General features: G+C 57.4%; 21 protein-coding genes, 1 tRNA gene, 1 pseudogene and 1 riboswitch. Of the genes and pseudogenes, 16 read left to right on the forward strand and 7 right to left on the reverse strand.

All coding sequences use genetic code 11. The annotated features are described in order from the left end of the window. The first annotated feature begins 147 nt into the window (after positions 1–147). The 4 genes from AVI_RS07950 (at position 148) to AVI_RS07965 (ending at position 4,705) form a co-directional block, all read left to right on the forward strand. Positions 148–1,353, forward strand: a complete 1,206-nt coding sequence (locus tag AVI_RS07950; protein ID WP_015915869.1) for a beta-ketoacyl-ACP synthase — start codon at positions 148–150, stop codon at positions 1,351–1,353. A 10-nt stretch (positions 1,354–1,363) separates the two neighbouring features. After that, positions 1,364–2,665, forward strand: coding sequence for a beta-ketoacyl-ACP synthase (locus AVI_RS07955; protein ID WP_015915870.1), 1,302 nt, complete (start codon positions 1,364–1,366; stop codon positions 2,663–2,665). Between the two features lie 76 nt (positions 2,666–2,741). Further along, a complete protein-coding gene (locus AVI_RS07960; protein WP_015915871.1) occupies positions 2,742–3,770 on the forward strand; it encodes a zinc-binding dehydrogenase in 1,029 nt (342 codons plus the stop codon). A gap of 2 nt (positions 3,771–3,772) precedes the next feature. Beyond that, complete coding sequence (locus tag AVI_RS07965) at positions 3,773–4,705, forward strand: lipid A biosynthesis lauroyl acyltransferase (protein ID WP_015915872.1); 933 nt, start codon at positions 3,773–3,775, stop codon at positions 4,703–4,705. Here the strand turns inward: AVI_RS07965 and AVI_RS07970 are convergent. Then, positions 4,689–5,495 carry a hypothetical protein gene (locus AVI_RS07970; RefSeq protein WP_234617895.1) on the reverse strand — a complete coding sequence of 269 codons (807 nt, stop codon included), beginning with the start codon at positions 5,493–5,495 and terminating at the stop codon, positions 4,689–4,691. The genes AVI_RS07965 and AVI_RS07970 overlap by 17 nt on opposite strands. 841 nt (positions 5,496–6,336) lie before the next feature. On the opposite strand from AVI_RS07970, the gene AVI_RS07975 reads away from it, so the two are divergent. From AVI_RS07975 to bluB, 3 genes are all read left to right on the forward strand, one after another. Continuing rightward, positions 6,337–8,016, forward strand: a complete 1,680-nt coding sequence (locus AVI_RS07975; RefSeq protein ID WP_015915874.1) for an NAD+ synthase — start codon at positions 6,337–6,339, stop codon at positions 8,014–8,016. Positions 8,017–8,023: 7 nt separating this feature from the next. Beyond that, positions 8,024–8,857, forward strand: a complete 834-nt coding sequence (locus AVI_RS07980; RefSeq protein WP_015915875.1) for a TolB family protein — start codon at positions 8,024–8,026, stop codon at positions 8,855–8,857. A gap of 18 nt (positions 8,858–8,875) precedes the next feature. After that, positions 8,876–9,056: riboswitch (cobalamin riboswitch) on the forward strand. Between the two features lie 79 nt (positions 9,057–9,135). Further along, positions 9,136–9,822 (forward strand): 5,6-dimethylbenzimidazole synthase, encoded by a 687-nt coding sequence (gene bluB, locus AVI_RS07985; protein ID WP_015915876.1) that lies wholly within the window; start codon positions 9,136–9,138, stop codon positions 9,820–9,822. A 77-nt stretch (positions 9,823–9,899) separates the two neighbouring features. On the opposite strand, the gene AVI_RS29540 is transcribed toward bluB, so the two are convergent. Then, complete coding sequence (locus AVI_RS29540) at positions 9,900–10,484, reverse strand: bifunctional transcriptional activator/DNA repair enzyme AdaA (RefSeq protein ID WP_015915877.1); 585 nt, start codon at positions 10,482–10,484, stop codon at positions 9,900–9,902. 113 nt (positions 10,485–10,597) lie between these two features. Between AVI_RS29540 and AVI_RS07990 the strand changes: the two genes are divergently transcribed. Beyond that, positions 10,598–11,530: a DMT family transporter gene (locus tag AVI_RS07990; protein WP_041696530.1), complete on the forward strand. Its 933-nt coding sequence runs from the start codon at positions 10,598–10,600 to the stop codon at positions 11,528–11,530. After that, positions 11,527–12,033 carry a methylated-DNA--[protein]-cysteine S-methyltransferase gene (locus tag AVI_RS07995; protein ID WP_015915879.1) on the forward strand — a complete coding sequence of 169 codons (507 nt, stop codon included), beginning with the start codon at positions 11,527–11,529 and terminating at the stop codon, positions 12,031–12,033. Before AVI_RS07990 ends, AVI_RS07995 begins: the two co-directional genes overlap by 4 nt. A gap of 81 nt (positions 12,034–12,114) precedes the next feature. Here the strand turns inward: AVI_RS07995 and tyrS are convergent, their stop codons facing one another. Next, positions 12,115–13,371, reverse strand: a complete 1,257-nt coding sequence (tyrS, locus tag AVI_RS08000; RefSeq protein ID WP_015915880.1) for a tyrosine--tRNA ligase — start codon at positions 13,369–13,371, stop codon at positions 12,115–12,117. 141 nt (positions 13,372–13,512) lie between these two features. Here tyrS and AVI_RS08005 point away from each other — a divergent pair. The 3 genes and pseudogenes from AVI_RS08005 to AVI_RS08010 all read left to right on the forward strand — a co-directional run. Continuing rightward, positions 13,513–14,628 (forward strand): annotated as a pseudogene (locus tag AVI_RS08005) (anhydro-N-acetylmuramic acid kinase); the annotation flags it as partial. Next, positions 14,623–15,132 carry a GNAT family N-acetyltransferase gene (locus AVI_RS31390; protein WP_234895232.1) on the forward strand — a complete coding sequence of 170 codons (510 nt, stop codon included), beginning with the start codon at positions 14,623–14,625 and terminating at the stop codon, positions 15,130–15,132. The pseudogene AVI_RS08005 and the gene AVI_RS31390, both read left to right, overlap by 6 nt. 123 nt (positions 15,133–15,255) lie before the next feature. After that, complete coding sequence (locus AVI_RS08010) at positions 15,256–15,519, forward strand: hypothetical protein (protein ID WP_041696531.1); 264 nt, start codon at positions 15,256–15,258, stop codon at positions 15,517–15,519. Positions 15,520–15,601: 82 nt separating this feature from the next. Here the strand turns inward: AVI_RS08010 and AVI_RS08015 are convergent. Then, positions 15,602–15,676: transfer RNA gene (locus tag AVI_RS08015), tRNA-Asn, on the reverse strand. 175 nt (positions 15,677–15,851) lie between these two features. Between AVI_RS08015 and AVI_RS08020 the strand changes: the two genes are divergently transcribed. Beyond that, positions 15,852–16,163 carry a membrane protein gene (locus AVI_RS08020; RefSeq protein WP_015915883.1) on the forward strand — a complete coding sequence of 104 codons (312 nt, stop codon included), beginning with the start codon at positions 15,852–15,854 and terminating at the stop codon, positions 16,161–16,163. A 19-nt stretch (positions 16,164–16,182) separates the two neighbouring features. Here the strand turns inward: AVI_RS08020 and AVI_RS08025 are convergent, their stop codons facing one another. Next, complete coding sequence (locus tag AVI_RS08025) at positions 16,183–17,718, reverse strand: sensor histidine kinase (protein WP_015915884.1); 1,536 nt, start codon at positions 17,716–17,718, stop codon at positions 16,183–16,185. Between the two features lie 130 nt (positions 17,719–17,848). On the opposite strand from AVI_RS08025, the gene AVI_RS08030 reads away from it, so the two are divergent. From AVI_RS08030 to AVI_RS08040, 3 genes are all read left to right on the forward strand, one after another. Continuing rightward, on the forward strand, positions 17,849–18,364 hold the full coding sequence (locus AVI_RS08030) for a thermonuclease family protein (protein WP_015915885.1): 516 nt from the start codon (positions 17,849–17,851) through the stop codon (positions 18,362–18,364). After that, the gene (locus tag AVI_RS08035) at positions 18,361–18,996 is read left to right on the forward strand and encodes a uracil-DNA glycosylase family protein (protein WP_015915886.1); all 636 of its coding nucleotides are present in this window, start codon (positions 18,361–18,363) and stop codon (positions 18,994–18,996) included. The genes AVI_RS08030 and AVI_RS08035 overlap by 4 nt, the downstream gene beginning before the upstream one ends. Before the next feature lie 65 nt (positions 18,997–19,061). Next, a complete protein-coding gene (locus AVI_RS08040) occupies positions 19,062–19,550 on the forward strand; it encodes an Lrp/AsnC family transcriptional regulator (protein ID WP_015915887.1) in 489 nt (162 codons plus the stop codon). Between the two features lie 37 nt (positions 19,551–19,587). On the opposite strand, the gene AVI_RS08045 is transcribed toward AVI_RS08040, so the two are convergent. Further along, positions 19,588–20,457 (reverse strand): NAD(P)-dependent oxidoreductase, encoded by an 870-nt coding sequence (locus AVI_RS08045; RefSeq protein ID WP_015915888.1) that lies wholly within the window; start codon positions 20,455–20,457, stop codon positions 19,588–19,590. A 105-nt stretch (positions 20,458–20,562) separates the two neighbouring features. Beyond that, positions 20,563–21,537: a prolyl aminopeptidase gene (gene pip / locus AVI_RS08050; RefSeq protein ID WP_015915889.1), complete on the reverse strand. Its 975-nt coding sequence runs from the start codon at positions 21,535–21,537 to the stop codon at positions 20,563–20,565. Between the last annotated feature and the right edge of the window lie 14 nt (positions 21,538–21,551).

Raw genomic sequence — 21,551 nt, forward strand, 5'->3', positions numbered from 1 at the left:
TGCGCGGCCTTATTGCGTAAAGCCGTCTGTCGGAGTAGGGCATGGCGGCCCTTGCAGGCCTTGGAGCTTTCCGGCTCGGACCTGGGAATGGACGGTATGTCGCAGTGCTGGCGCTGATCGCCCGGCATTGCTGAAGAGGTTATAGACATGCATAAGACGCCCAACGATGTGGTGATCACCGGCATTGGCATTGTCAGCTGCCACGGAACCGGCAAGGAGCCGCATCTTGCGCTTCTGTCTGCGGGAACGGCAGCTGTGCCTCCGGTCGAGGTGGAAAAATTTGCGCCTTACCCCATTCATCCGATGCCGCAGATCGACTGGTCGACCCAGATCGCCAAGCGCGGCGACCAGCGGCAGATGGAAAACTGGCAGCGGCTGGGCGTCTATGCCGCCGGTCTGGCGCTCGACGATGCCGGGCTGAAGGATGATGTGCAGGCCTGCGCCACGATGGACATGATCGTGGCAGCCGGTGGCGGCGAGCGTGACATCAATGTCGATACGCTGATCGTCAATGAAGGCTTGAAGCGCAATGACCGCGCCCAGTTGGTGAATGAAAAGCTGACGACTGAGCTGCGCCCGACCCTGTTTCTGGCCCAGCTCTCCAACCTGATGGCCGGTAATATTTCCATTGTCCACAAGGTTACCGGGTCCTCGCGCACCTTTATGGGCGAAGAGGCGGCCGGAATTTCTGCCATCGAGACCGCGTTTGCGCGCATTCGCGCCGGTCAATCCACCCATTCTCTGGTGGGTGGCGCGTTCGTGGCTGATCGTGATGATATTTTTCTGCTGGTGGAGGGCATTCAGGCCCATACGACCGGCCCCTGGAAGCCACTTTGGCAGCGCCAGTCCGGCGAAGGCGGCGGCATGATTCTCGGCACAGTCGGCGCTTTTCTGGTTCTGGAACAGCGCGCCTATGCCGAGGCACGAGGCGCCCATATCTACGCCGTGCTTGACGCCATCGAGGGCGACCGTGGCCAGCGCGCCAATGACGGGTTGGAAAAGCGTTTGAGCCGCATGGCAGGTTCTGTCGGCAAGGATATTGGCGCAGATGCGCTGGTCCTGTCGGGTGCGAGCGGCATGCATGAGATTTCTGCCCGGGAAAAGACCGCGCTTGAAAAAGCCTTTCCAGGTGCGGCCATTCGCGGTTTCGCTGGCATAACAGGCCACGGGCTGGAAGCGCAGTTTCCGCTGGGGTTGGCGCTGGCGGCGCTGGCGCTTGATGGAGAAACCATTGTCCCGGCTTTCGATCCTACCGGCGAAGCGGCGATGACCAAACCGGCACGCCAGGCCATTGTCACCACGGTGGGTTACGTCCGTGGCGAAGGCATGGCCCATTTGTCGGCTGAGGCGTGAGGAGAGAGATATGACACAATCCGGTTTCGAGTCCCGTTTCAAGGATCATCTCGGTCGTCCGATCATCGCCGTCACCGGCATGGGCGTCATCACCTCGCTCGGTCAAGGGCTTGCCGACAATTGGGCAAAGCTGACCGGTGGCGTATCCGGCATCCACAAGATCACCCGGTTCCCGACTGAGGGCCTCAATACCCGCATCAGCGGCACTGTGGACTTCATCGATATTCCGGCCATAAATGCCGTAGAGCGCTCCTATGCCATGGCACGGGAAACCACCATCGAGGCGCTGGCCCAGGCTGGCCTGTCCGGCGATTTCGAAGGTCCGCTGTTTCTGGCTGCCCCACCGGTCGAGCCGGAATGGGACGACCGCTTTGCGCTCGCCGAACGCGCGCCTGCGGAAACCGCCGAGGGCCATGCCTATCAGCGGCTGCTGGCTGCCATGCGCGCCGAGGCTGATCCAGTGTTTCTGGAGGCCGTGCAGTTCGGCTCGATTTCCGAGCGTCTCGCCGACCGGTTCGGCACACGCGGTCTGCCTGTGACGCTGTCTACGGCCTGTGCTTCGGGCGCGACGGCCATCCAACTTGGCGTCGAGGCCATTCGCCAGGGCCGCACGGACCGGGCGCTGACGGTGGCGACCGATGGTTCCGTCGGTGCCGAGGCGCTGATCCGTTTCGCGCTGCTCTCGGCGCTGTCCACCCAGAACGATCCGCCGGAAAAGGCATCGAAGCCCTTCAGCAAGGACCGCGATGGTTTTGTGATCGCCGAAGGTGCCGCAACGCTGGTGCTGGAATCGCTGGAAGCCGCCATTGCCCGTGGCGCGAAGGTGCTCGGCATCATGAAGGGCTGTGGCGAAAAGGCCGACCATTTCCACCGCACTCGTTCCTCACCGGATGGCGGCCCGGCCATTGCCACCATTCGCGCAGCACTTGAAGATGCAGGTCTTTCCGATGACGGTATCGGCTATATCAATGCCCATGGCACCTCGACGCCGGAAAATGACAAGATGGAATATGGTGCCATGCTGTCGGTGTTCGGTGAGCGGTTGAAGGACCAGATTCCGGTCTCGTCCAACAAGTCGATGATTGGCCACACGCTGACGGCAGCCGGCGCGGTTGAGGCGGTGTTCTCGATCCAGACCATGCTAACCGGCACCCTGCCGCCGACCATCAACTATACCAATCCCGATCCGACTGTGGAGCTGGATGTGGTGCCGAACGTCAAGCGCGACGCACAGGTTTCGGCTGTGCTGTCCAATAGTTTCGGTTTCGGCGGGCAGAATGCCAGCCTTGTCATGACCCTTGAACCTGCCTGATAAGGCTTCACCCGGCCCGGTCTTCACCGGGACAGGAAAGACAAGAAGATAAGCCCTCGGGCGAAGGAAGATAGCCATGCGCGCATTGCAATTGATCGAAGACCGTAAGCTTGAAATCACCGACCTGCCGGAGCCGGATGCGCCCGGTCCGGGTGAAGTGACGCTACGCGTCAAGGCAGTGGCGCTGAACCATATCGATGTATGGGGCTGGCGTGGCATGGCCTTTGCCAAGCGCAAGATGCCGCTGGTGATCGGTGCGGAAGCCTCCGGCGTGGTCGAGGCTATCGGCCCCGGCGTCGGCAATATTCTGCCCGGCCAGCTGGCGGCGGTCTATGGCGCGCGCACCTGCGGTCTCTGCAAGCCCTGCCGTGATGGCCGCGACAATCTCTGCGAACATGTTGGCGGTGTGCATGGCTTCCACCTCGACGGCTTTGCTCAGGAAAAGATCAATATTCCGGCCCGTCTGCTGGTGCCGGCACCTCCGGGCGTCGATGCCATCGCCGCAGCGCTTGCGCCAGTCACCTTCGGCACCGTTGAACACATGCTATTCGACAATGCCAAGCTCGAGCCGGGTGAAACCATTCTCGTCCATGCTGGCGGCTCCGGCATCGGTACTGCGGCTATACAGCTGGCCAAGAAGATCGGCTGCACCGTGATCACCACCGTCGGCTCGGACGACAAGATTGAACGGGCGCGGGCGCTTGGCGCCGATCATGTCATCAATTACCGCACGGACCGGTTTGAAGGCGTGGTACGCAAGCTGACCAAGAAGAAGGGCGTTGACGTGGTGTTCGAACATGTCGGCAAGGATACCTGGGCTGGCTCCATGCTGTGCATGAAGCGCGGCGGGCGCCTTGTGACCTGTGGCTCGACCTCCGGCGTTTCGACCGACCTGAACCTGATGATGTTGTTCCAGCAACAATTGAAACTGCTCGGCTCGTTTGGCTGCCGGATGGAAAACATGGCCAATGCCATGCAGAAAATGGCTCGCGGCCTCGTTCATCCTGTTATCGATACGCAGGTGACATTCGAGGACATCGATGTGGCGCTGACCCGGATGGAAAGCCGCCAGATCTTTGGCAAAATCATCCTGAAAATGGATTGATCATGCTTCGTCGGGTTCTGACAAAGGTCGTGCTGGGCCTGCGGAGATTTCCGCAATGGCTGGTGGCCAAGCTCATCCTGGTGCTGCTGACGCTGCTGAAACTGTTTCCTGCCGATAAAGCCTTGAATGGTGCCGATCGGCTGGTGCGTTTTATCGGGCCGAAGCTGAAGCGCCATCGGTTGATGCTGACCAATCTGCGCAATGCCTTTCCGGAAAAATCCGAGGCGGAAATCGAGACCGTCGCGCTGGCTGCCTGGGGCAATATGGGCCGGCAGATCGCCGAATATGTGTTTCTGGACGAGTTGTTCGATTTCGACCCGGACAAGCTGGGAAAGGGCCGCGTCGAGGTTTCCGGCATTCCGATCTTTATGGACCTGTTGGAAAATCCGCGCCCGTTCATCGTTTTTACCGGCCATACCGGCAATTTCGAAATGCTGCCGGTGGCGGGCGCTGCCTTCGGCCTTTATGTAACGGTGCTGTTTCGCCCGCCCAACAATCCATACATTGCCGAGATGGTGTTCGATTTCCGCCGGGCGCGGATGGGCAATCTCGTGCCCTCCCATGCCGGTTCGTCCTTTCATCTGGCGCGCCAGTTGGAGGCAGGCAAGGGGGTTGGGGTGCTGGTCGACCAGAAGTTCAAAAAGGGCCAGCCCACGACGTTTTTTGGCAGCGAAGTGCGCACCAATCCGCTACTGGCTAAGCTGGTGCGACAGTTCGGCTGCGATATCTATCCGGCCCGCTGCATTCGTCTGCCCGGCAATCGCTACCGGCTGGAAATCGAGCCTAAGGTGGACATACCCAAGGATGGTCAAGGCCGGGTCGATGTCCAGGCGACCGCGCAAATGCTGAACGACAAGGTCGAGAGCTGGGTACGCGAATATCCGGAGCAGTGGCTCTGGTATCACGACCGCTGGAATATCAAGAAAACACTTTGAAGTCCGCTCTGGCCTTTTCGGCTTGGGACAAGTCAGCTCTCGTTTGTTCGGTTTGATGCGGCGTCAAAACGTTGACCTGTGCGGCAGCGTTCCAAAAGGCAGTGTTGATGGCTTCGAACTTTGTCGATTGCCAATGGAAGTAATCATCGACAAAACGCTGTGACAGCCAGACATTGCCGCGGCGGCGGGGCAATTCCCAGCCCAGCAGTTCTTCTTCCTGCGGCTTCTTGAACATCCGCTTCAGGTTGGTGATCGAGATCAGATAGGTCTCTCCAAGCGCGGCGAGGCTGATGGGTCCCAGCCGATAGAGCCCATCGGCATCGGCATGATCCGGGATCTGGCTGATCATGCCGTGCAGCACCATGCCACCCATGTCCGAGTTGAGAAACGGAGCAATCGTCTCGCGCGGTATGCGCCAATCGGGGTCCACCACCAAAGCCTGGGCGATCATCGGCTGGGCAATCCTGAAAATAAGCGGATTGGCATCGGCCAGCGCGCGGCGGCCTCCATCGTCCAGCCGGTCAAGGCAATCCAGATGGCCCAGAAACCAGGAGATCATTGCTGCCTCGGTTGCTGCCGTTGGGACCAGGATGCGCATTCGCCGATCGGCTGGGTTTTCTATTTCCTCGATAAATTTATAGGCGGACAGTTCGGCCAGAAATGACGCTGCGGTATTGCGGCTTGCCGCGCCCAATTGCATAGCCACGTCCATGAAGCGAGAGGCCGTCAGGCCCGACAGAGGATCTTCTGGCACACGTTGCAAGGCGAGTGCATACATGGAATGCGACATCAACCATTTGCGGTGACAGGCCTTGAGGCGTGAAAGGCGCGGTGTCTTAAGATGTATCCCGATCAGGTGCCGGGCGATTTCCCGCTCGATTTCCGGAAAAGCCGGATGAGCAGCGATTGCCTCACGGCTTAGAAGGGATGGGGATGAGATTTGTGAACGCGGAGATGACAACATCTGTGTTGAACCCGACAATGACGAAAGAGCAATAGGTGTTTTTTGACGGCTGTCTTACAGTCTATCCAAGAATTGCCGCTGGCCGTCTGCAAATGGCACTTTCTGCGCTTCCGGTACTCACGTAAATTAAGTACGCTCCGTTCCGGTTCTCGAAATCACCATTTTTGCCAGGCCAGCAGCAATTCTTGAACAGACTGTTAGTGAACGCTCTATGGTAACAAGAATAGCGGTAAGCCAGGAAACTTCCGGTTAATCTTCATCCAAGATCATCATGCTACCTTGTATTTTCATTGCGATGCCGATGCAACGAGCATGCTCAAAACATACGTGCTTTGTCCCATAAAATATATGGGAATAAAAATTCCTGTTTAACAAACTGTCTTTGGTATTCTCCTGCCGATATCAGGGACGGTGCAGCCCCTCGAGAACTTGAATATTTCGAAATAGTTTCAAGCATATTTGATTGGCATTCACGCGAGCAAGATGACCCTTGCTGTCAATTATATCAGGTGGGACGTGCGGCGAAAATCCATCTTCTCGGTTTGTTTCCGGCAATAGAGCCGCGCCCTCCATGCTCTTTTGAGGAAACAGGAACGCACAATTTTTCGTTTCAGCAGGGTGTTTTGGGCCGTTGCAGTCCACCGACGGCCGGGTTAAACCTTGAGCCATGAGCGACATAGTCCAAAGACCCGAAACGCTGCGCATTGCCGTGGCTCAGTTCAATCCGACCGTGGGCGATGTGGTTGGCAATCTCAGCCTTGCCCGCACCGCCCGCGCCAAGGCGGCCTCGCTGGGGGCTGATCTTCTGTTGCTGTCCGAGCTGTTCATTTCCGGCTATCCGCCGGAAGATTTGGTGCTGAAACCCGCCTTTCTTCAGGCCTGCAAGGCGGCTGTGGAGGAACTGGCCGCCGATACCGCCGATGGCGGGCCGGGCGTCATCATCGGCTTTCCCCGCCAGGGCGATAAAGGCCGACACAATTCGGTGGCGATCATCGACGGCGGCAAAATCCTCGGTCTGCGCGACAAGATCGACCTGCCCAATTACGGCGAATTTGATGAGAAGCGGGTGTTTGTCGAAGGCGATATGCCGGGACCGGTGAACTTCCGGGGTGTCCGGCTGGGCGTTCCGATCTGCGAGGAAATCTGGAACGATCTCGGCGTTTGCGAGACGCTGGCCGAAAGCGGTGCGGAAATTCTGCTGGTTCCCAATGGGTCGCCCTATTATCACGGCAAGCTTGAGGTTCGGTATCAGGTCGTTCTGCGCCAGGTGATCGAAAGCGGCTTGCCGCTGGTCTTCGCCAATCAGGTTGGCGGCCAGGACGAACTGGTGTTTGATGGTGCCAGCTTCTGCTTCAATGCCGACAAGACGCTGGCTTTCCAGATGCCGCAGTTCGAGGAAAGCATCGTGCTGACCACCTGGACGCGGGAAGCCGATGGCTGGCGCTGTGCGCCCGGCGAGGTCTCAGCTATCCCCGAAGGCGAAGAGGCGGATTACCGGGCCTGCATGTTGGGCTTTCGCGATTACGTGAACAAAAACGGCTTCAAGAGCGTGGTTCTCGGCCTGTCCGGTGGCATCGATTCGGCGATTTGTGCGGCAATGGCTGTGGATGCCCTGGGGCATGAGCGGGTGCGCACCATCATGCTGCCCTATCGCTACACATCCGAGGAAAGCTTCAAGGATGCTGCCGATTGCGCCAAGGCGCTTGGCTGCCATTATGACATCGTGCCGATTTCAGAGCCGGTGGAGGGCTTCCTTGCCAGCCTCGCCGATATGTTTGAAGGCACGGAAAGCGGCATTACCGAGGAAAACCTGCAAAGCCGCACCCGTGGCACCATCCTGATGGCGGTATCGAACAAGTTCGGCTCGATGGTGGTGACGACGGGCAATAAGTCGGAAATGTCGGTGGGCTATGCGACGCTCTATGGCGACATGAACGGCGGCTTCAATCCCATCAAGGACCTCTACAAGATGCAGGTCTATGCGCTGTCTGCCTGGCGCAATGCGCATGTGCCAGTGGGTGCGTTGGGACCTGCGGGGGAGGTCATTCCGGCCAACATCATCGCCAAGGCGCCATCCGCAGAACTGCGCCCCGACCAGAAGGACCAGGACAGTCTGCCGCCCTATCCGGTGCTGGATGACATCTTGGAATGCCTGGTGGAAAAGGAAATGTCGGTGGACGAGATTTTGGGCCGTGGCCATGATATCGCCACTGTGCATCGTGTTGAACATCTGCTTTATCTGGCCGAATACAAGCGCCGCCAGTCAGCTCCGGGCGTGAAGATTACCAAGAAGAACTTTGGCCGCGACCGGCGCTATCCGATCACCAATCGGTTCCGAGATAGGTAGAGTGCTGATGCGAAGCTCTGTGGAGATCTACAACATCGAGACCCGGCAGAGCCGTATTGTCTGGCAAACGGAACGGCTGGTGGAGGCGCCGAACTGGTCGCGAGATGGCCAGTTCCTGATCTTCAATGATGACGGGTTGATGTATCGCCTGCCTCTGGTCGGGCAGTCGGTGCCGGAAAAGATCGACACCGGCTTTGCCACCCAATGCAACAATGACCACGGGCTTTCGCCGGATGGCCAATGGCTGGCGATCTGCGACAAGGTGGAGCACGGCAAAACCTGCCTCTACATCCTGCCAGCCAAAGGCGGCACGCCGATCCAGATCACCGAAAACCTGCCCTCCTACTGGCATGGCTGGTCGCCGGATGGCCAACGGGTCTGCTATTGCGGTATCCGTGACCAGGTCTTCGACATCTATACGATCTCGGTTGATGGCAGCGACGAGCAGCGCCTTACCCATGGCGAAGGCCGCAATGATGGGCCGGACTGGTCGGCGGATGGGGAATGGATTTATTTTAACTCCAGCCGCAGCGGCACGATGCAGATCTGGCGTATTCGCCCGGATGGCAGGGATGTGCAGCGCCTGACCGATGACGGGCAGGGCGACTGGTTTCCGCATCCATGCCCCAATAACCGCAAGTTGGTGTTCATTTCCTATGACGCCGATGTGTTCGACCACCCACGCGATCTCCATGTGCGCATGCGCCTGATGGACATGGACGGCGGCAATGTTGAAACCCTGTTCGAACTATTTGGCGGGCAGGGGACGATCAATGTGCCAAGCTGGTCGCCGGACGGTCAGGAATTCGCCTATGTGCGATATTTTCCGGCGACCGCCTAAGCATCGCCGCAGTCTATCATTACCAGCCCTCTGTCAGGTGCCCCCATGTTTGCGGGAGAATCGGGAATGCGGTGAAATTCCGCAACGTGCCCAACGCTGTGAGGTGGATGGTTGTTGCTTTTGCCACTGGTGAAAACCGGGAAGGTGCGGCAACCAAATGAAACCCAGTCAGAAGACCGGCCTGACATGATAGACGCCATCTGCGCGGACGGCAGGTGCGTTTTGCTTGAGCGCGATTCGCAAGGGATCGCGTAGGGCGCATTGTTGGGGACCAAACGATGCAAGACTTAGTGAACGATGCTCTGGTGTCTGCCGGAGCTTTTTCTGCCGAAGAACGCGCCGCCGTCTACCGGGCCATCATGACCCGCCGCGACGTGCGCGATGAATTTCTGCCCGACCCAATCGACAATGACACGCTCTGGCGCATCCTCACCGCCGCCCACCACGCCCCCTCCGTTGGCTTCATGCAGCCCTGGAACTTCGTGCTGGTGCGCGACGCAGCACGGCGACAAGCCGTCTGGCAAGCCTTCTCCAAGGCCAATGACGAGGCAGCACACCTGTTTAAAGGCGAAAAAGCCACGCTCTACCGCAATCTGAAGCTTGAGGGCATCTTAAAAGCCCCCCTTGGCATCTGCGTCACCTGCGATCCCGACCGCGCAGGCCCCGTGGTGCTAGGCCGAACCCACAACCCCCGTATGGACAGCTATTCCACCGTCTGCGCCATCCAAAACCTCTGGCTCGCTGCCCGCGCAGAAGGCATCGGCGTCGGCTGGGTCAGCATTTTCCACGATGCCGATTTGCGGGCTATTCTCAATATTCCAGAGCGGATTGAGATTGTGGGGTGGCTGTGCTTGGGCAAGGTGGCCGAGCTTTATGATGAGCCGGAATTGCAGGTAAAAGGCTGGCGCAAGCGGCTGGCTCTCGAAGATTTGGTGTTTGATGAGGGGTGGCAAGGTGCCGGATGACGGGCATTTTGTAATATCGAATGCGATGAGGATGTAGTGATGAACGCCCCAAGAAAGTTTGAATGAGCGCAAAACCTCTATGAATTTTGCACCCGAGATGCTCGTTTGATGGCTGTTGGCGGGCGCTTATAGACCTCCTGAAAAACTGCATTAAAGCGTCTGAGGCTTGTGAAGCCGGATTGTAGAGCGATGTCAGTGATCGGCAGGTCCGTTTCGGTGATGAGGCGTTTTGCGCGTTGCACGCGGGCTGTTTTAGCCACCTGAATAGGGCTTGCTCCAAGATGTTTCTGGAACAGGCGGGTAAGATGTCGTGCGCCGACTCCGACGCACTCGGCAAGCATTTCTACTGTTGCTTCTCGTGCATCTAGGGCTCCTTCGTCTCTTATAAGTCTGGCGGCCCTTTCCACAATCGTCGCACTTCCTTTCCAGGCAGGACAAAATGGCGCGGTTTCCGGCCGACAGCGCAAACAGGGCCTATAGCCCGCCAGTTCAGCCGCGGTTGCACTTGGCAGGAATTCGACGTTGCAGCGATAGGGAAGGCGCACGGGGCACACGCAACGGCAATACACCCCTGTGGTTCGAACGCCGATGAAAAATCGTCCGTCGAAATCAGGGTTACGTGCCAGCCACGCTTGCTCGCATATGGAAATATCCAAACTCATGGCTGGATATTATAGTAGTCTGGATACCCATAAAAGGACGGAGTCCGATTCCGGCGAGTAAGGGTCGTGAGATCGGATAGATTTACCCTGTTGCATCACGACAGGATCTTTACATGCAGAAAACCGAATCCATGGGCCTTTCAGACTGGGCTCTCCTTTTGTTTCTATCCGTTCTGTGGGGCGGTTCTTTCTTCTTTTCAAAGATTGCCCTTTCTGAACTGCCGCCGTTTACTGTCGTTTTTGCGCGTGTGGCAATTGCGGCCTTGGCTTTGTATGTCTATCTGCGGGTAACGCGACAGGCCATTCCAACAGCCACGAAAATCTGGTTGGCTTTCTTCGGTATGGGGCTGTTGAACAATTTGATTCCGTTCAGCCTTCTCTTTTGGGGGCAAACGCAGATTGCCAGCGGCCTTGCTTCGATCCTGAATGCAACGACGCCAATCTTTTCGATTGTTGTGGCGCATTTCCTGACTAAAGAAGAACGGCTGGCACACAATAAGGTCGCAGGCATCCTCTTTGGCTTCATGGGTGTTCTGGTGCTGATGTCGGGCAATGGCCTGTCATCACACGAGCTTTCGTTGCTGGCCCTGTTTGCCTGCCTTGGGGCTGCTCTATCCTACGGGTTTGCAGGTGTTTTTGGCCGCCGGTTTCGGCGCATGGGAATTACGCCAACGACAAGTGCCTTTGGCCAGACGACGGCGACGACCCTTATGATGATACCAATCGTTGCCTTTGTGGACGCGCCTTGGCACTTGGCAGCGCCGAGCGGCGGCGTCATCGCAGCGCTTCTGGGCTTGGGGCTGCTGTCCACCGCGCTGGCGTATATTATCTTTTTTCATATTCTCGCCGTGGGCGGCGCGATTAACAGTTCGCTGGTGACTTTGCTCATTCCGGTGAGTGCCATAGTTTTGGGAAAAATGTTTCTGGGAGAAATATTGCTGATCAACCATTTCACAGGCATGGCTTTGATTTTTCTGGGCCTGCTATCAATAGACGGTCGTTTGTTTCGATTGCGGGGCAAAGGGTATGGGGTAAAGGGCCAATGAAGGATGTTCGCTATACTTTTATGGATAGTCCGATAGGAAGCCTTCTCCTGGCTGGTGATGGTTACCGACTATCTCGTATTGGTTTTCCAAGCGGGAAGGGTACCATTAAGCCCAAACCGGAATGGGTGTTTGATGATGCAGCATTCCATGACGCGAAAGATCAGTTGCAGGCGTATCTTAACGGGACAAGGCAGGAGTTTGATCTGCGGCTTGATCTGAAAGGTACCAATTTTCAACTGGAAGTGTGGCAGGAACTGGCAAGGATTCCGTTCGGCGTAACAATCAGTTATGGCGAGTTGGCACGCCGCATAGGCCGCTTATCGGCGAGTCGCGCAGTCGGGGCTGCAAATGGAGCCAATCCACTCCCAATTGTCATTCCATGTCATAGGGTTATTGGTTCAAACGGAAGTCTGACCGGATTTGTTGGCGGTCTTGATACCAAAAAGTGGCTTTTGATGTTGGAGCGCGGCGCAACGGTGAATGATCAGCAACGACTGCTTTGATAGTATTTTCTCCGAAATTCCATCACATTGCAGAACAATGGAAGCCCTCTGGACCAATAAGGCACAAGAGGGCCTCTCACATCAAACAGGCCGCACCAGAATATGCTTCTTCTTGCCCAGTGACAGCTTGATAACCCCATCCGCCGTCACTTCACCCGCCCCAATGCTCATGCGCTCATCTGACACGCTCTGATCATTGATCTTCACGGCTCCGCCTTGCACATGGCGGCGGGCTTCGCCGTTGGAGGCGGCGAGGCCGGCTTTGACGATCAGGGCCAGAAGGCCGATGCCGGATTCAAGCTCGGCGCTAGCAACCTCGATGGATGGCAGGTTGTCGGCCAGTGCGCCTTCTTCAAAGGTTTTGCGGGCGGTTTCAGCTGCTTCTTCGGCGGCTGCACGGCCATGCAGGATGGCGGTGATTTCGGTGGCGAGGATTTTCTTGACCTCGTTGATTTCCGCACCGCCCAGCGCAGACAGCTTGGCAATCTCATCCATTGGCAGCGTTGTGTAGAGTTTCAGGAAGCGGCTGACGTCAGCATCTTCCGTGTTGCGCCAATATTGCCAGAAATCATAGGCCGAAAGCAGGTCGGCATTCAGCCACACAGCGCCCGTGGCCGATTTGCCCATCTTGGCACCGGAGGATGTTGTCAACAGCGGCGAGGTCAGCGCGTAGAGCTGTGGTGTGCCCATGCGGTGGCCAAGGTCAATACCGTTGATGATATTGCCCCATTGGTCAGAGCCACCCATTTGCAGGCGGCAGCCGTAACGCTTGTTCAGCTCGACATAATCGTAGGCCTGGAGAATCATGTAGTTGAATTCCAGGAAGGACAAGGACTGTTCGCGGTCCAGGCGGGTCTTGACGCTATCAAACGACAGCATGCGGTTGACCGAGAAATGGCGGCCCACATCGCGCAGGAATTCAAGGTAATTCAGCCCACGCAGCCATTCGGCATTGTTCAGCATCAACGCGCCGCCCTTGGGGCCGTTGTCGTAATCGAGGTAATGCGCGAAGCAGCGCTTGATCGAGGCAATATTGTCCTCGATTTTGTCCACGGTCATCAATTGACGGGCTTCTTCCTTGAAGGATGGATCGCCCACCATGCCAGTGCCGCCACCCATCAGGGAAATCGGCTGATGGCCCGTTGCCTGAAACCAGTGCAACATCATGATCTGAATGAGCGAACCCGCATGCAGAGACGATGCCGTGGGATCATAGCCGATATAGGCGGTCACGGTTTCCTTGGACAACAGATCATCGAGGCCGGTTTCATCGGAAATCTGATGAATAAAACCGCGCTCATGCATTGTACGGAGGAAATCGGACTTGAACTTGGACATGATCGTCACGCCTTCTGGTATCGGACTTTGGTCTTGTGAATTTGGAATTCGAGGCGGCTTTATCATTGTTTTTTGAAAAGTGCATCAATTTCAGCCATCAATGACGCTCTTTCTGATCGCCCGCAAAAGGAACATCGAGTCGTGACCAAAACGCTGCAAGCAATCGGCCTGATGAGTGGCACTTCCATGGACGGTATCGATGTTGCCCTTGTCACCACGGATGGCGAGACGGTGGTAGAGCGGGGGCCGTTTCTGGCGGTCACCTATGACGATGCGTTTCGCCAGCGGCTGAAGCAGGGGCTGGAGGAGGCCAAGGCGATCACCGATCGCCGTCAACGCCCAGAAAGCCTGGCCGCGCTGGAGAGGGAGTTGACGCTGCGTCATGCGGAGGCGGTCAAAAGCTTTCTCGCCGCAAACGGGCTTCGCGCCCGCGATATCGATGTCATCGGCTTTCATGGCCAAACGGTGCTGCACAGGCCGGATCAGGCTTTGACAGTGCAGCTTGGCGATGGCGCGTTGCTGGCCCGCGAAACCGGTATTGATGTTGTCTATGATATGCGGGCCAGTGATATGGTGCATGGCGGGCAGGGTGCTCCGCTGGTGCCTGCCTATCATGCCGCGCTGGCTGGCGGATTGGGGGCGGAACGCCTTCCGGCCTGTTTCGTCAATATCGGCGGCATTTCCAACCTGACCTATATCGGTGCTGATGGCGAAATCGCTGCCTTTGACAGTGGTCCCGGCAATACCTTGATTGACCAATGGGTCGAGACCCATACCGGCCTTGCTTTCGACGCCGGGGGCGGGATTGCTGCCAAGGGCAGGGTGGTGAAGGCGTTGGCGGATCGATATCTCAGCCACGGCTTTTTCACCTCCAATCTGCGCCGCTCTCTGGACCGCAATGACTTCACCCCGCCCAAGCCCGGCGATATCAGCCTTGAAGATGGCGCGCGCACGCTGGCGCATGTGGCGGCGGCATCGATTTTCGCCTCCGCGCGGCATTTGCCGCAAAAGCCGAAGACCTATGTGATTTGCGGCGGTGGTCGGTTGAATGCGGTTATCATGGCGGATTTGAGCGACATGGCGACGCGGGAGGGGGCGGTCATCGTCAATGCCGATGATCTGGCGCTTGATGGTGATGCCATGGAGGCGGAGGCCTGGGCCTATCTGGCGGTACGATCATTGAAAGGTCTGCCACTGACCTTTCCCGGCACGACCGGCGTGCGTCAGGTCGTATCGGGCGGTGTCCATCAGATGCCGCTGGTCTGCGAGACGGAGCGGCTTTTGCTGACCCCATGGCGGGCGGGTGACGAGACATTGCTGTCCGACCTGCATTCCACCCCGGAAACCAGCCGCTTTGTCAGCACGGGAGAGCCATGGAGCCTGTCCTATGCGGCTGAGCGCATCGGTGGCTGGATGGATGACTATGAGGCAGGCGGCATCGGCAAGCTCAAGCTGATTGCACGCGACGATGGCCGCTTCATAGGACGTGCCGGTTTCTCATGGTCGAAGGAAAGCGGGCAGTACGAATTGGGCTATTCCATCTGCCAGAGTGAATGGGGCAAGGGCTTTGCAACGGAAATCGCTGACGGTTTGAAGCACTGGTTCTTTGAGCAAGGAATCGGGACCGCCTTCATCGCCTTCGCCCATATCGACAACGCCGCCTCGCTGGCCGTGCTGCGCAAGATCGGCCTTACGGAGACGGAGCAGCGCGAATACAAAGGTCGGCCTTTTCAATTTTTTGAATGCCTGGCCACTGAGTAATCGTGGGCATGTGACCGCTGAAAAGACCCGTCCTCAACATGAACAACAGGATCAGATTGCGTTCATCTTGGTTCGCTTAATCTCCAGCCATCGTTTCCAGTGAAACGCATCAGGAGATAGAAGATGAAGAAATTTTTGGTCGCATGTCTGATCGGTCTGGGAAGCATCACAGCAACGGCGGCGCCGTCTCTGGCCGATGATGTCAGGGTTATGGTGTATGATCGCGGTCATAATCCTGATCGCTTCTACAGCCGAGACGACCGTCGTCCGCATCATCGCAATTTCGAGCGGCGTCACCACGCCTACCGCGACAACTGCCGGACCAAGAAGGTCAAGTTCCGTCATCACGGTCGTTGGGTCTACAAGACCACCACGGTTTGCCGTTAAGCCAATCAGCTTGAACTCGGATAGAAAAAAAGCCGGATCAGAAATGATCCGGCTTTATAATGTCAGCTATTCAGCTGGAATATGGCTCCCCGGGCCGGATTCGAACCGGCGACCTGTCGATTAACAGTCGAATGCTCTACCGCTGAGCTACCAGGGAATGTACCGTTTGAAGCGGTGTGAACCGCGTCCGTTGGTGTGAGTGGGCTTCTACTCAGGCTTTGATGGTTTGCCAAGTCCCTTTTTGAAAAAAAAGTGCCTCTTGTTTTGTTTTCCCCTCTTTCCCATCTGATGGTGAGTGGAAAACCGGCCTCGCACGGCCATGAAGGACGATCGTGACGACCAGTAAAACCAAGACCTATCATATGGATACCGAAAATGGACGCCTTCATCTGGGGCGTTTCAACCTGCCTATCCCGCAGTCTCGCGGCGGGCGGATCACGGTTGGCAGTCTTCTGGTGGTTGGCGGCTGTCTTGGCTTTCTGCCCGTGCTTGGCTTCTGGATGGTGCCGCTTGGTGTCTTGGTCCTGTCCCACGATGTTGCGCCAGTTCGGCGGTTTCGCCGAAGGGCCGGGCTGAAATTTGCCAGGGCGCAAAAAAATGGTTGGAAACTGGGGCGCAAACGTCGGCCCCATATGCAGCGGTGAGGGGTCAGAACTCGTTTGTTCAGGCGAAATAACGCCGCTTCGGTTCCACGGCCTGGGTGCCCTGTACGGCGGGAATCGTTTGCAGGACGCGCTTGGCGGGCAGGATGGCAATCACTTCCGTCCCTTCGCGCAGTTTTGACTTCAGCTTGAATTCGCCGCCATGTTTGGCAAGGATTGCCTGGACGATGGGAAGGCCGAGGCCCGTCCCCTGTTCGGCGCTCTTGATGGCGATGGAGCCTTGGCCGAAGGCCGAGAGCACCACGGGGATTTCCTCTTCGGCGATGCCGGGACCATTGTCTTTGATGGAGACATATTGCCCGCCGCCGACGGTCCAGCCGACCTTGACGAGAATTTCTCCGCCCGGCGGCGTGAATTTCACCGCATTTGACAAGAGGTTCAGCACCACTTGCCGAAGGGCTTTTTCATCGGCCCAAAGGGCGGGCAGGTTGATCTCATATTGCTGGGATATCTTGATGTCCTTGGCCTTGGCGCGCAATTGCACCATGCCGACGCAGTCCTCGGCGACTTCAAGCAACGAGATCGATTCTTCCGAAAGATCGTATTTTCCAGCCTCGATTCGGGACAGATCGAGGATTTCGTTGATCAGATTAAGCAGGTGCTGGCCGGACCTGTGAATATCGCCGGAATATTCCCGGTAGAGCGGATTATTGAGCGGCCCCAGCACTTCCTGGGCCATGACCTCGGAAAAGCCGAGAATGGCATTCAATGGTGTGCGCAACTCATGCGACATCGATGCGAGAAAACGCGATTTTGCCATATTTGCTTCTTCCGCCCGGCGGCGGGCCTCATCCGACATGGATTTGGCCACTTCCAGCTCGGCGATCAGGTCGTCCTTCTCGCTCTGGAAGGAGATCAGCTTGAGGTTCGAGACATAGAGCCTGCCGGTGATATAGATGAAGAACAGCACGGAAACGGTAAAGGCCAAAGCCAGCGTTGCGTCGTCGACACGCTGCGAGAAAAACGCCTGGGCGGATAGCGCGATGATCGGTGGGGTAAACGCATAGAGTACGGCCTGACGCAGCAAAATATTGGTCATGGCCGTGGTGCAGAGCACCACCAGCAGCACGGAACCTTTAAGCAGCAGGTCGCTTGTCGGGCCGCACGCATCGCAGGTCTGGAAGGTAAAGGCGGCCCAGCAGCATCCCATGGCCAGATGCCCGGCCAACAGCACATGGCGCCAATGTTCCTGGCGATGGGTGACCGGAATGCGCTTGGCAGCCTTGCGGATGAGCAGAATGTTCAGGGCGTGAATGCTCAGCGTCAGCAGCGCCCAGAGGATATAGATCGGGCTTCCCGACAGGTAGGCCGTGAGGCCGGCGGTCAGGATCGTGACGAAGGGTGTGATGGCCGCGCCCTGCAGGCTGGCCTGGGTATGCATAGACAGCAGGTCTTTTTCGAAAGCCGGTGTGCCGCCATGGGTGGAATGCAGGCGTTCTCTGGTCACGCGTAAGGCTTTTGCCGTCGCCTTGTTGCGGTGGCTATGCGATAGGTCGACAATATTCTTGTCAGTAGAGTTTGAAACGCCGTTACCCATGATGTGGTTGCATTTTTTCCGCGGTCCGTCTCAGACTAGCCATGAAGTCTTAAGAGTTACTTTCTGGAAAGGTTTTATTTGCCATTCTCGGATACCGGCTGTTATTGAAAAGGGCCAGATTGTGTCACGCATGCATCGGATCATTGCTGCCGCCTTCGTCTGCCTGGTCATCGGCACGATGATTGCCGCCGCCTTCTGGCCCCGCAAGGTGCCGTCTTTCGATGGCCCTTTCGTGATTGCCGATGGTGAAACATTGGTGACAAATGGTCAACGCCTGCAACTAAAAGGCCTGGATTCACCCGAAATTGGTCAGCGGTGCCGGGGCGAGGATGGCGTGGTCCAGCTTTGCGGTGCGCAGGCCCGATTCGGTCTGGCCCAGCGTATGGCTCAGGCTGGCGTCCTCTGCCAGGGGTCGGACCGCATCGACAACGACCGTATTCTTGTGAGCTGTAATGTCATGGGCCGCGATGTCGGCGCAGAGATGGTTCGCTCCGGTCTTGTTTTGAATGCGGGCGGCTATGAGAATGAGGAAAAGCAGGCCCAGGCCGACAAAGTGGGGCTTTGGGCAGGCGCGTTCGACCGGCCGGAAGAATGGCGAAGGCTGCATCCTCGCAATGATATTATCCGCAGGCAGGACGAAAATTGACCGTGAGCTTGCCGAGGGATCTCAAAGGATTGCGCGCCGCCATTCACGCCTGCCGGATCTGTCGAGATTGTCCGACGCAGGTAACGGCCCTGCCGCATGAGCCCAGGCCCGTTGTTGTCCTGTCGTCGACAGCTCGCATTCTGATTGCCGGGCAGGCACCGGGCAAGCGGGTGCATGAAACCGGACTGCCTTTCAATGATGCCTCCGGCGATCGGCTGCGGCAATGGCTGGGCGTGGATCGAGAGGCGTTTTACGATAGCCGCAACTTTGCCATCCTGCCGATGGGCTTCTGCTTTCCGGGATACGACGCCAGCGGCCACGACCTGCCGCCCCGGCGCGAATGCGCGCCCCATTGGCGGGAAGCGGCCATGGAGGTCATGCCTCAAGTGGAACTGGTGCTTGCCATCGGCCAATATGCGCAACGCTGGCATATGTGCGACCTGCGAAAGCCAACCTTGCATGCCACGGTGGAAAGCTGGCGAGAATCGTTTTTTACCAACCGGCCAGGTCCGAAGATTTTGCCGCTGCCGCATCCCAGTTGGCGAAACAGCGGTTGGCTGCGCCGCAATCCGTGGTTTGAGGCAGAATTGCTACCTGTCTTGAAAAAGCAAGTGGATCACTGTCTGCGGTGAAAGCATTTTGCTTTCGTTTGCTCCAAATTGCGCTATACCGGAAAAAAATTTCAATGGTGTCGCTCATGGATCGTCTGGACCGTAAAATTCTGCGTATTTTGCAGGAGGATTCCACTCTTGCCGTTGCTGACCTCGCCAAGAAGGTCGGTCTTTCCACCACGCCCTGCTGGCGGCGTATCCAAAAGATGGAAGAAGATGGCGTGATCAAGCGCCGTGTAGCGCTGCTTGATCCGGTCAAGGTCAATACAAAGGTGACGGTGTTCGTTTCGGTGCGCACCAATACCCATTCGATTGAATGGTTGAAGCGGTTTTCCGAAGTGGTGGCGGAATTTCCCGAAGTGGTCGAATTCTATCGCATGAGCGGCGATGTGGATTACCTGCTGCGGGTCGTGGTGCCTGACATCGGTGCCTATGATGCCTTCTACAAGCGGCTGATCGCCAAAATCGAGATCCGCGACGTATCCTCTGCCTTCGCCATGGAGCAGATCAAATACACGACCGAATTGCCGCTCGATTACATGATGCTCGATAATAACAAGTCTGGCGAAGAATGATGATTGGGGGAGCCTGAGAGAGGCTCCCCCAAATTCATTATTTTTCCAGCCGGGCCAGCAGCGACGATGTATCCCAGCGATTGCCACCAAGCTTCTGAACGTCGCCGTAGAACTGGTCCACCAGGGCGGTGAGAGGCAGGGTGGCGCCATTGGTTTTGGCTTCGTTCAGCACGATGCCCAGATCCTTGCGCATCCAATCGACGGCAAAGCCGAAATCATATTTACCGACGGCCATGGTCTTGTGGCGGTTTTCCATCTGCCAGGAACCGGCAGCCCCCTTGGAAATCACCTCGATAACCTTTTCGATGTCGAGACCGGCCCGCTTGCCGAAATGCACGCCCTCAGCCAACCCCTGCACGATGCCGGCAATGCAGATCTGGTTGATCATCTTGGTCAACTGGCCAGAACCCGCTGGCCCCATCAGGCCGATCATCCGTGCATAGGCGTCGATCACCGGGCGGGCCTGTTCGAATAACGGTTCGTCGCCACCGCACATCACGGTCAACACACCATTTTCCGCTCCAGCCTGGCCGCCGGACACCGGCGCATCGATGAAGTCAAAGCCTTTGGCCTTTGCAGCCTGATAGAGTTCGCGGGCCACGTCCGCTGAGGCCGTGGTGTTGTCGATCAATATCGCACCGGGTTTCATGCTGGCAAACACGCCATCGGCGCCAATGGTGACGGCACGCAGGTCATCGTCATTGCCGACGCAGGTGAACACGAAATCAGCACCCATCGCAGCTGCTGCCGGTGTCAGGCCAAGCGACCCGCCGTGCTGGGCTACCCAGCTTTCGGCCTTGGCCGTGGTGCGGTTATAGACCGTCACATCATGGCCGCCCTTCGCCTTCAGGTGTCCGGCCATGGGATAGCCCATGACGCCCAATCCGATGAATGCCACCTTGGCCATGTCTTAAGTCTCCTTTGCTTATTGCGTGCCGCCAGAGGTATCGCAGCCCGCAGCGCAGGAAAAGTCATTTTTGGGTCAAGCTGCCTTGATGGAGATGGGGCCGGCTCAAGGTTTCAATTCGTGGGCAAGCTGTTGAAGCGACCTGATGACGTTGGCCGCCATACCTGGCGCACTGATATTGTGTTCGCCATCCTCGACGATAATCAACCGACTGCCAGCCCATGCAAGGTGCAGGTCATAGGCGGTCTTGAGTGGGCTGCCGAAATCGAGTCGGCCATGAATCAATATCGCAGGAAGACCCTCTAATAGTTTGATACGCCGAAGGATTTCGCCATCGGCTAGCCAGGCACGATGCGACCAGTAATGGGTGACGAGCCGGGAAAAGCACAGCCGAAATCGGGCGTCCGACCACCTGACATGTGGGACATAGCCCGGCTTTATGGAGAGAGTGGCAGATTCCCATGCACACCAGGCACTTGCGGCCTTTTCATGAATCTCTTTGTCAGGATTGATCAGCAGCCGGTGATAGGCGGTAGTGAGATCGCCGTCTTGCTGATCCCTTGGAAGATGGTCGAGAAAGCGTGCATGTTCTGCCGGAAAAAACTGTCCGACGCCGCGCGTGATCCATTCGATTTCGGCAGCACTTGTCGTGACGACCATGGTCAGCAGCAGGCCGAGAACCCGTGTCCGATGCGCTTGGGCATAGGCGAGCGCTAGCGTTGATCCCCATGATCCGCCCATCACCAACCAGCGCTCAATGCCGAGATGGAGGCGTAAGGCTTCGATATCCTCAAGCAGATGCGGCAGTGTGTTGGTGCTGAGATCGACCACCGGATCGCCAGCAAAGGGAAGACTGCGGCCGCAGTGGCGCTGGTCGAACTGGATGATGTGATAGTGCGCGGGGTCGAAGAACCGGCGTGTTGTTTCAGAGAGCCCGGAGCCTGGGCCGCCATGCAGAATAAGGGCCGGGATGCCCTTACGGTTGCCGCTGCATTCGAAATAGATCTGGTGGCCGTCGGTGACCGGCAGATGGCCGGTTCGGTAAGGTGGCAAGGGCGGATGAAGATCTGGTCCGGTCATCGCGCCCTCGCTTG

It is taken from the genome of Allorhizobium ampelinum S4 (assembly GCF_000016285.1).
Classification (GTDB): Bacteria; Pseudomonadota; Alphaproteobacteria; order Rhizobiales; family Rhizobiaceae; genus Allorhizobium; species Allorhizobium ampelinum.

Coding starts and splice junctions, on each gene's coding strand:
- AVI_RS07950 (WP_015915869.1), top strand. CDS start 148: ATGCATAAGACGCCCAACGATGTGGTGATCACCGGCATTGGCATTGTC.
- AVI_RS07955 (WP_015915870.1), top strand. CDS start 1,364: ATGACACAATCCGGTTTCGAGTCCCGTTTCAAGGATCATCTCGGTCGT.
- AVI_RS07960 (WP_015915871.1), top strand. CDS start 2,742: ATGCGCGCATTGCAATTGATCGAAGACCGTAAGCTTGAAATCACCGAC.
- AVI_RS07965 (WP_015915872.1), top strand. CDS start 3,773: ATGCTTCGTCGGGTTCTGACAAAGGTCGTGCTGGGCCTGCGGAGATTT.
- AVI_RS07970 (WP_234617895.1), bottom strand. CDS start 5,495: ATGTCGCATTCCATGTATGCACTCGCCTTGCAACGTGTGCCAGAAGAT.
- AVI_RS07975 (WP_015915874.1), top strand. CDS start 6,337: ATGAGCGACATAGTCCAAAGACCCGAAACGCTGCGCATTGCCGTGGCT.
- AVI_RS07980 (WP_015915875.1), top strand. CDS start 8,024: ATGCGAAGCTCTGTGGAGATCTACAACATCGAGACCCGGCAGAGCCGT.
- bluB (WP_015915876.1), top strand. CDS start 9,136: ATGCAAGACTTAGTGAACGATGCTCTGGTGTCTGCCGGAGCTTTTTCT.
- AVI_RS29540 (WP_015915877.1), bottom strand. CDS start 10,484: ATGAGTTTGGATATTTCCATATGCGAGCAAGCGTGGCTGGCACGTAAC.
- AVI_RS07990 (WP_041696530.1), top strand. CDS start 10,598: ATGCAGAAAACCGAATCCATGGGCCTTTCAGACTGGGCTCTCCTTTTG.
- AVI_RS07995 (WP_015915879.1), top strand. CDS start 11,527: ATGAAGGATGTTCGCTATACTTTTATGGATAGTCCGATAGGAAGCCTT.
- tyrS (WP_015915880.1), bottom strand. CDS start 13,371: ATGTCCAAGTTCAAGTCCGATTTCCTCCGTACAATGCATGAGCGCGGT.
- AVI_RS31390 (WP_234895232.1), top strand. CDS start 14,623: ATGCCGCTGGTCTGCGAGACGGAGCGGCTTTTGCTGACCCCATGGCGG.
- AVI_RS08010 (WP_041696531.1), top strand. CDS start 15,256: ATGAAGAAATTTTTGGTCGCATGTCTGATCGGTCTGGGAAGCATCACA.
- AVI_RS08025 (WP_015915884.1), bottom strand. CDS start 17,718: ATGGGTAACGGCGTTTCAAACTCTACTGACAAGAATATTGTCGACCTA.
- AVI_RS08030 (WP_015915885.1), top strand. CDS start 17,849: ATGCATCGGATCATTGCTGCCGCCTTCGTCTGCCTGGTCATCGGCACG.
- AVI_RS08040 (WP_015915887.1), top strand. CDS start 19,062: ATGGATCGTCTGGACCGTAAAATTCTGCGTATTTTGCAGGAGGATTCC.
- AVI_RS08045 (WP_015915888.1), bottom strand. CDS start 20,457: ATGGCCAAGGTGGCATTCATCGGATTGGGCGTCATGGGCTATCCCATG.
- pip (WP_015915889.1), bottom strand. CDS start 21,537: ATGACCGGACCAGATCTTCATCCGCCCTTGCCACCTTACCGAACCGGC.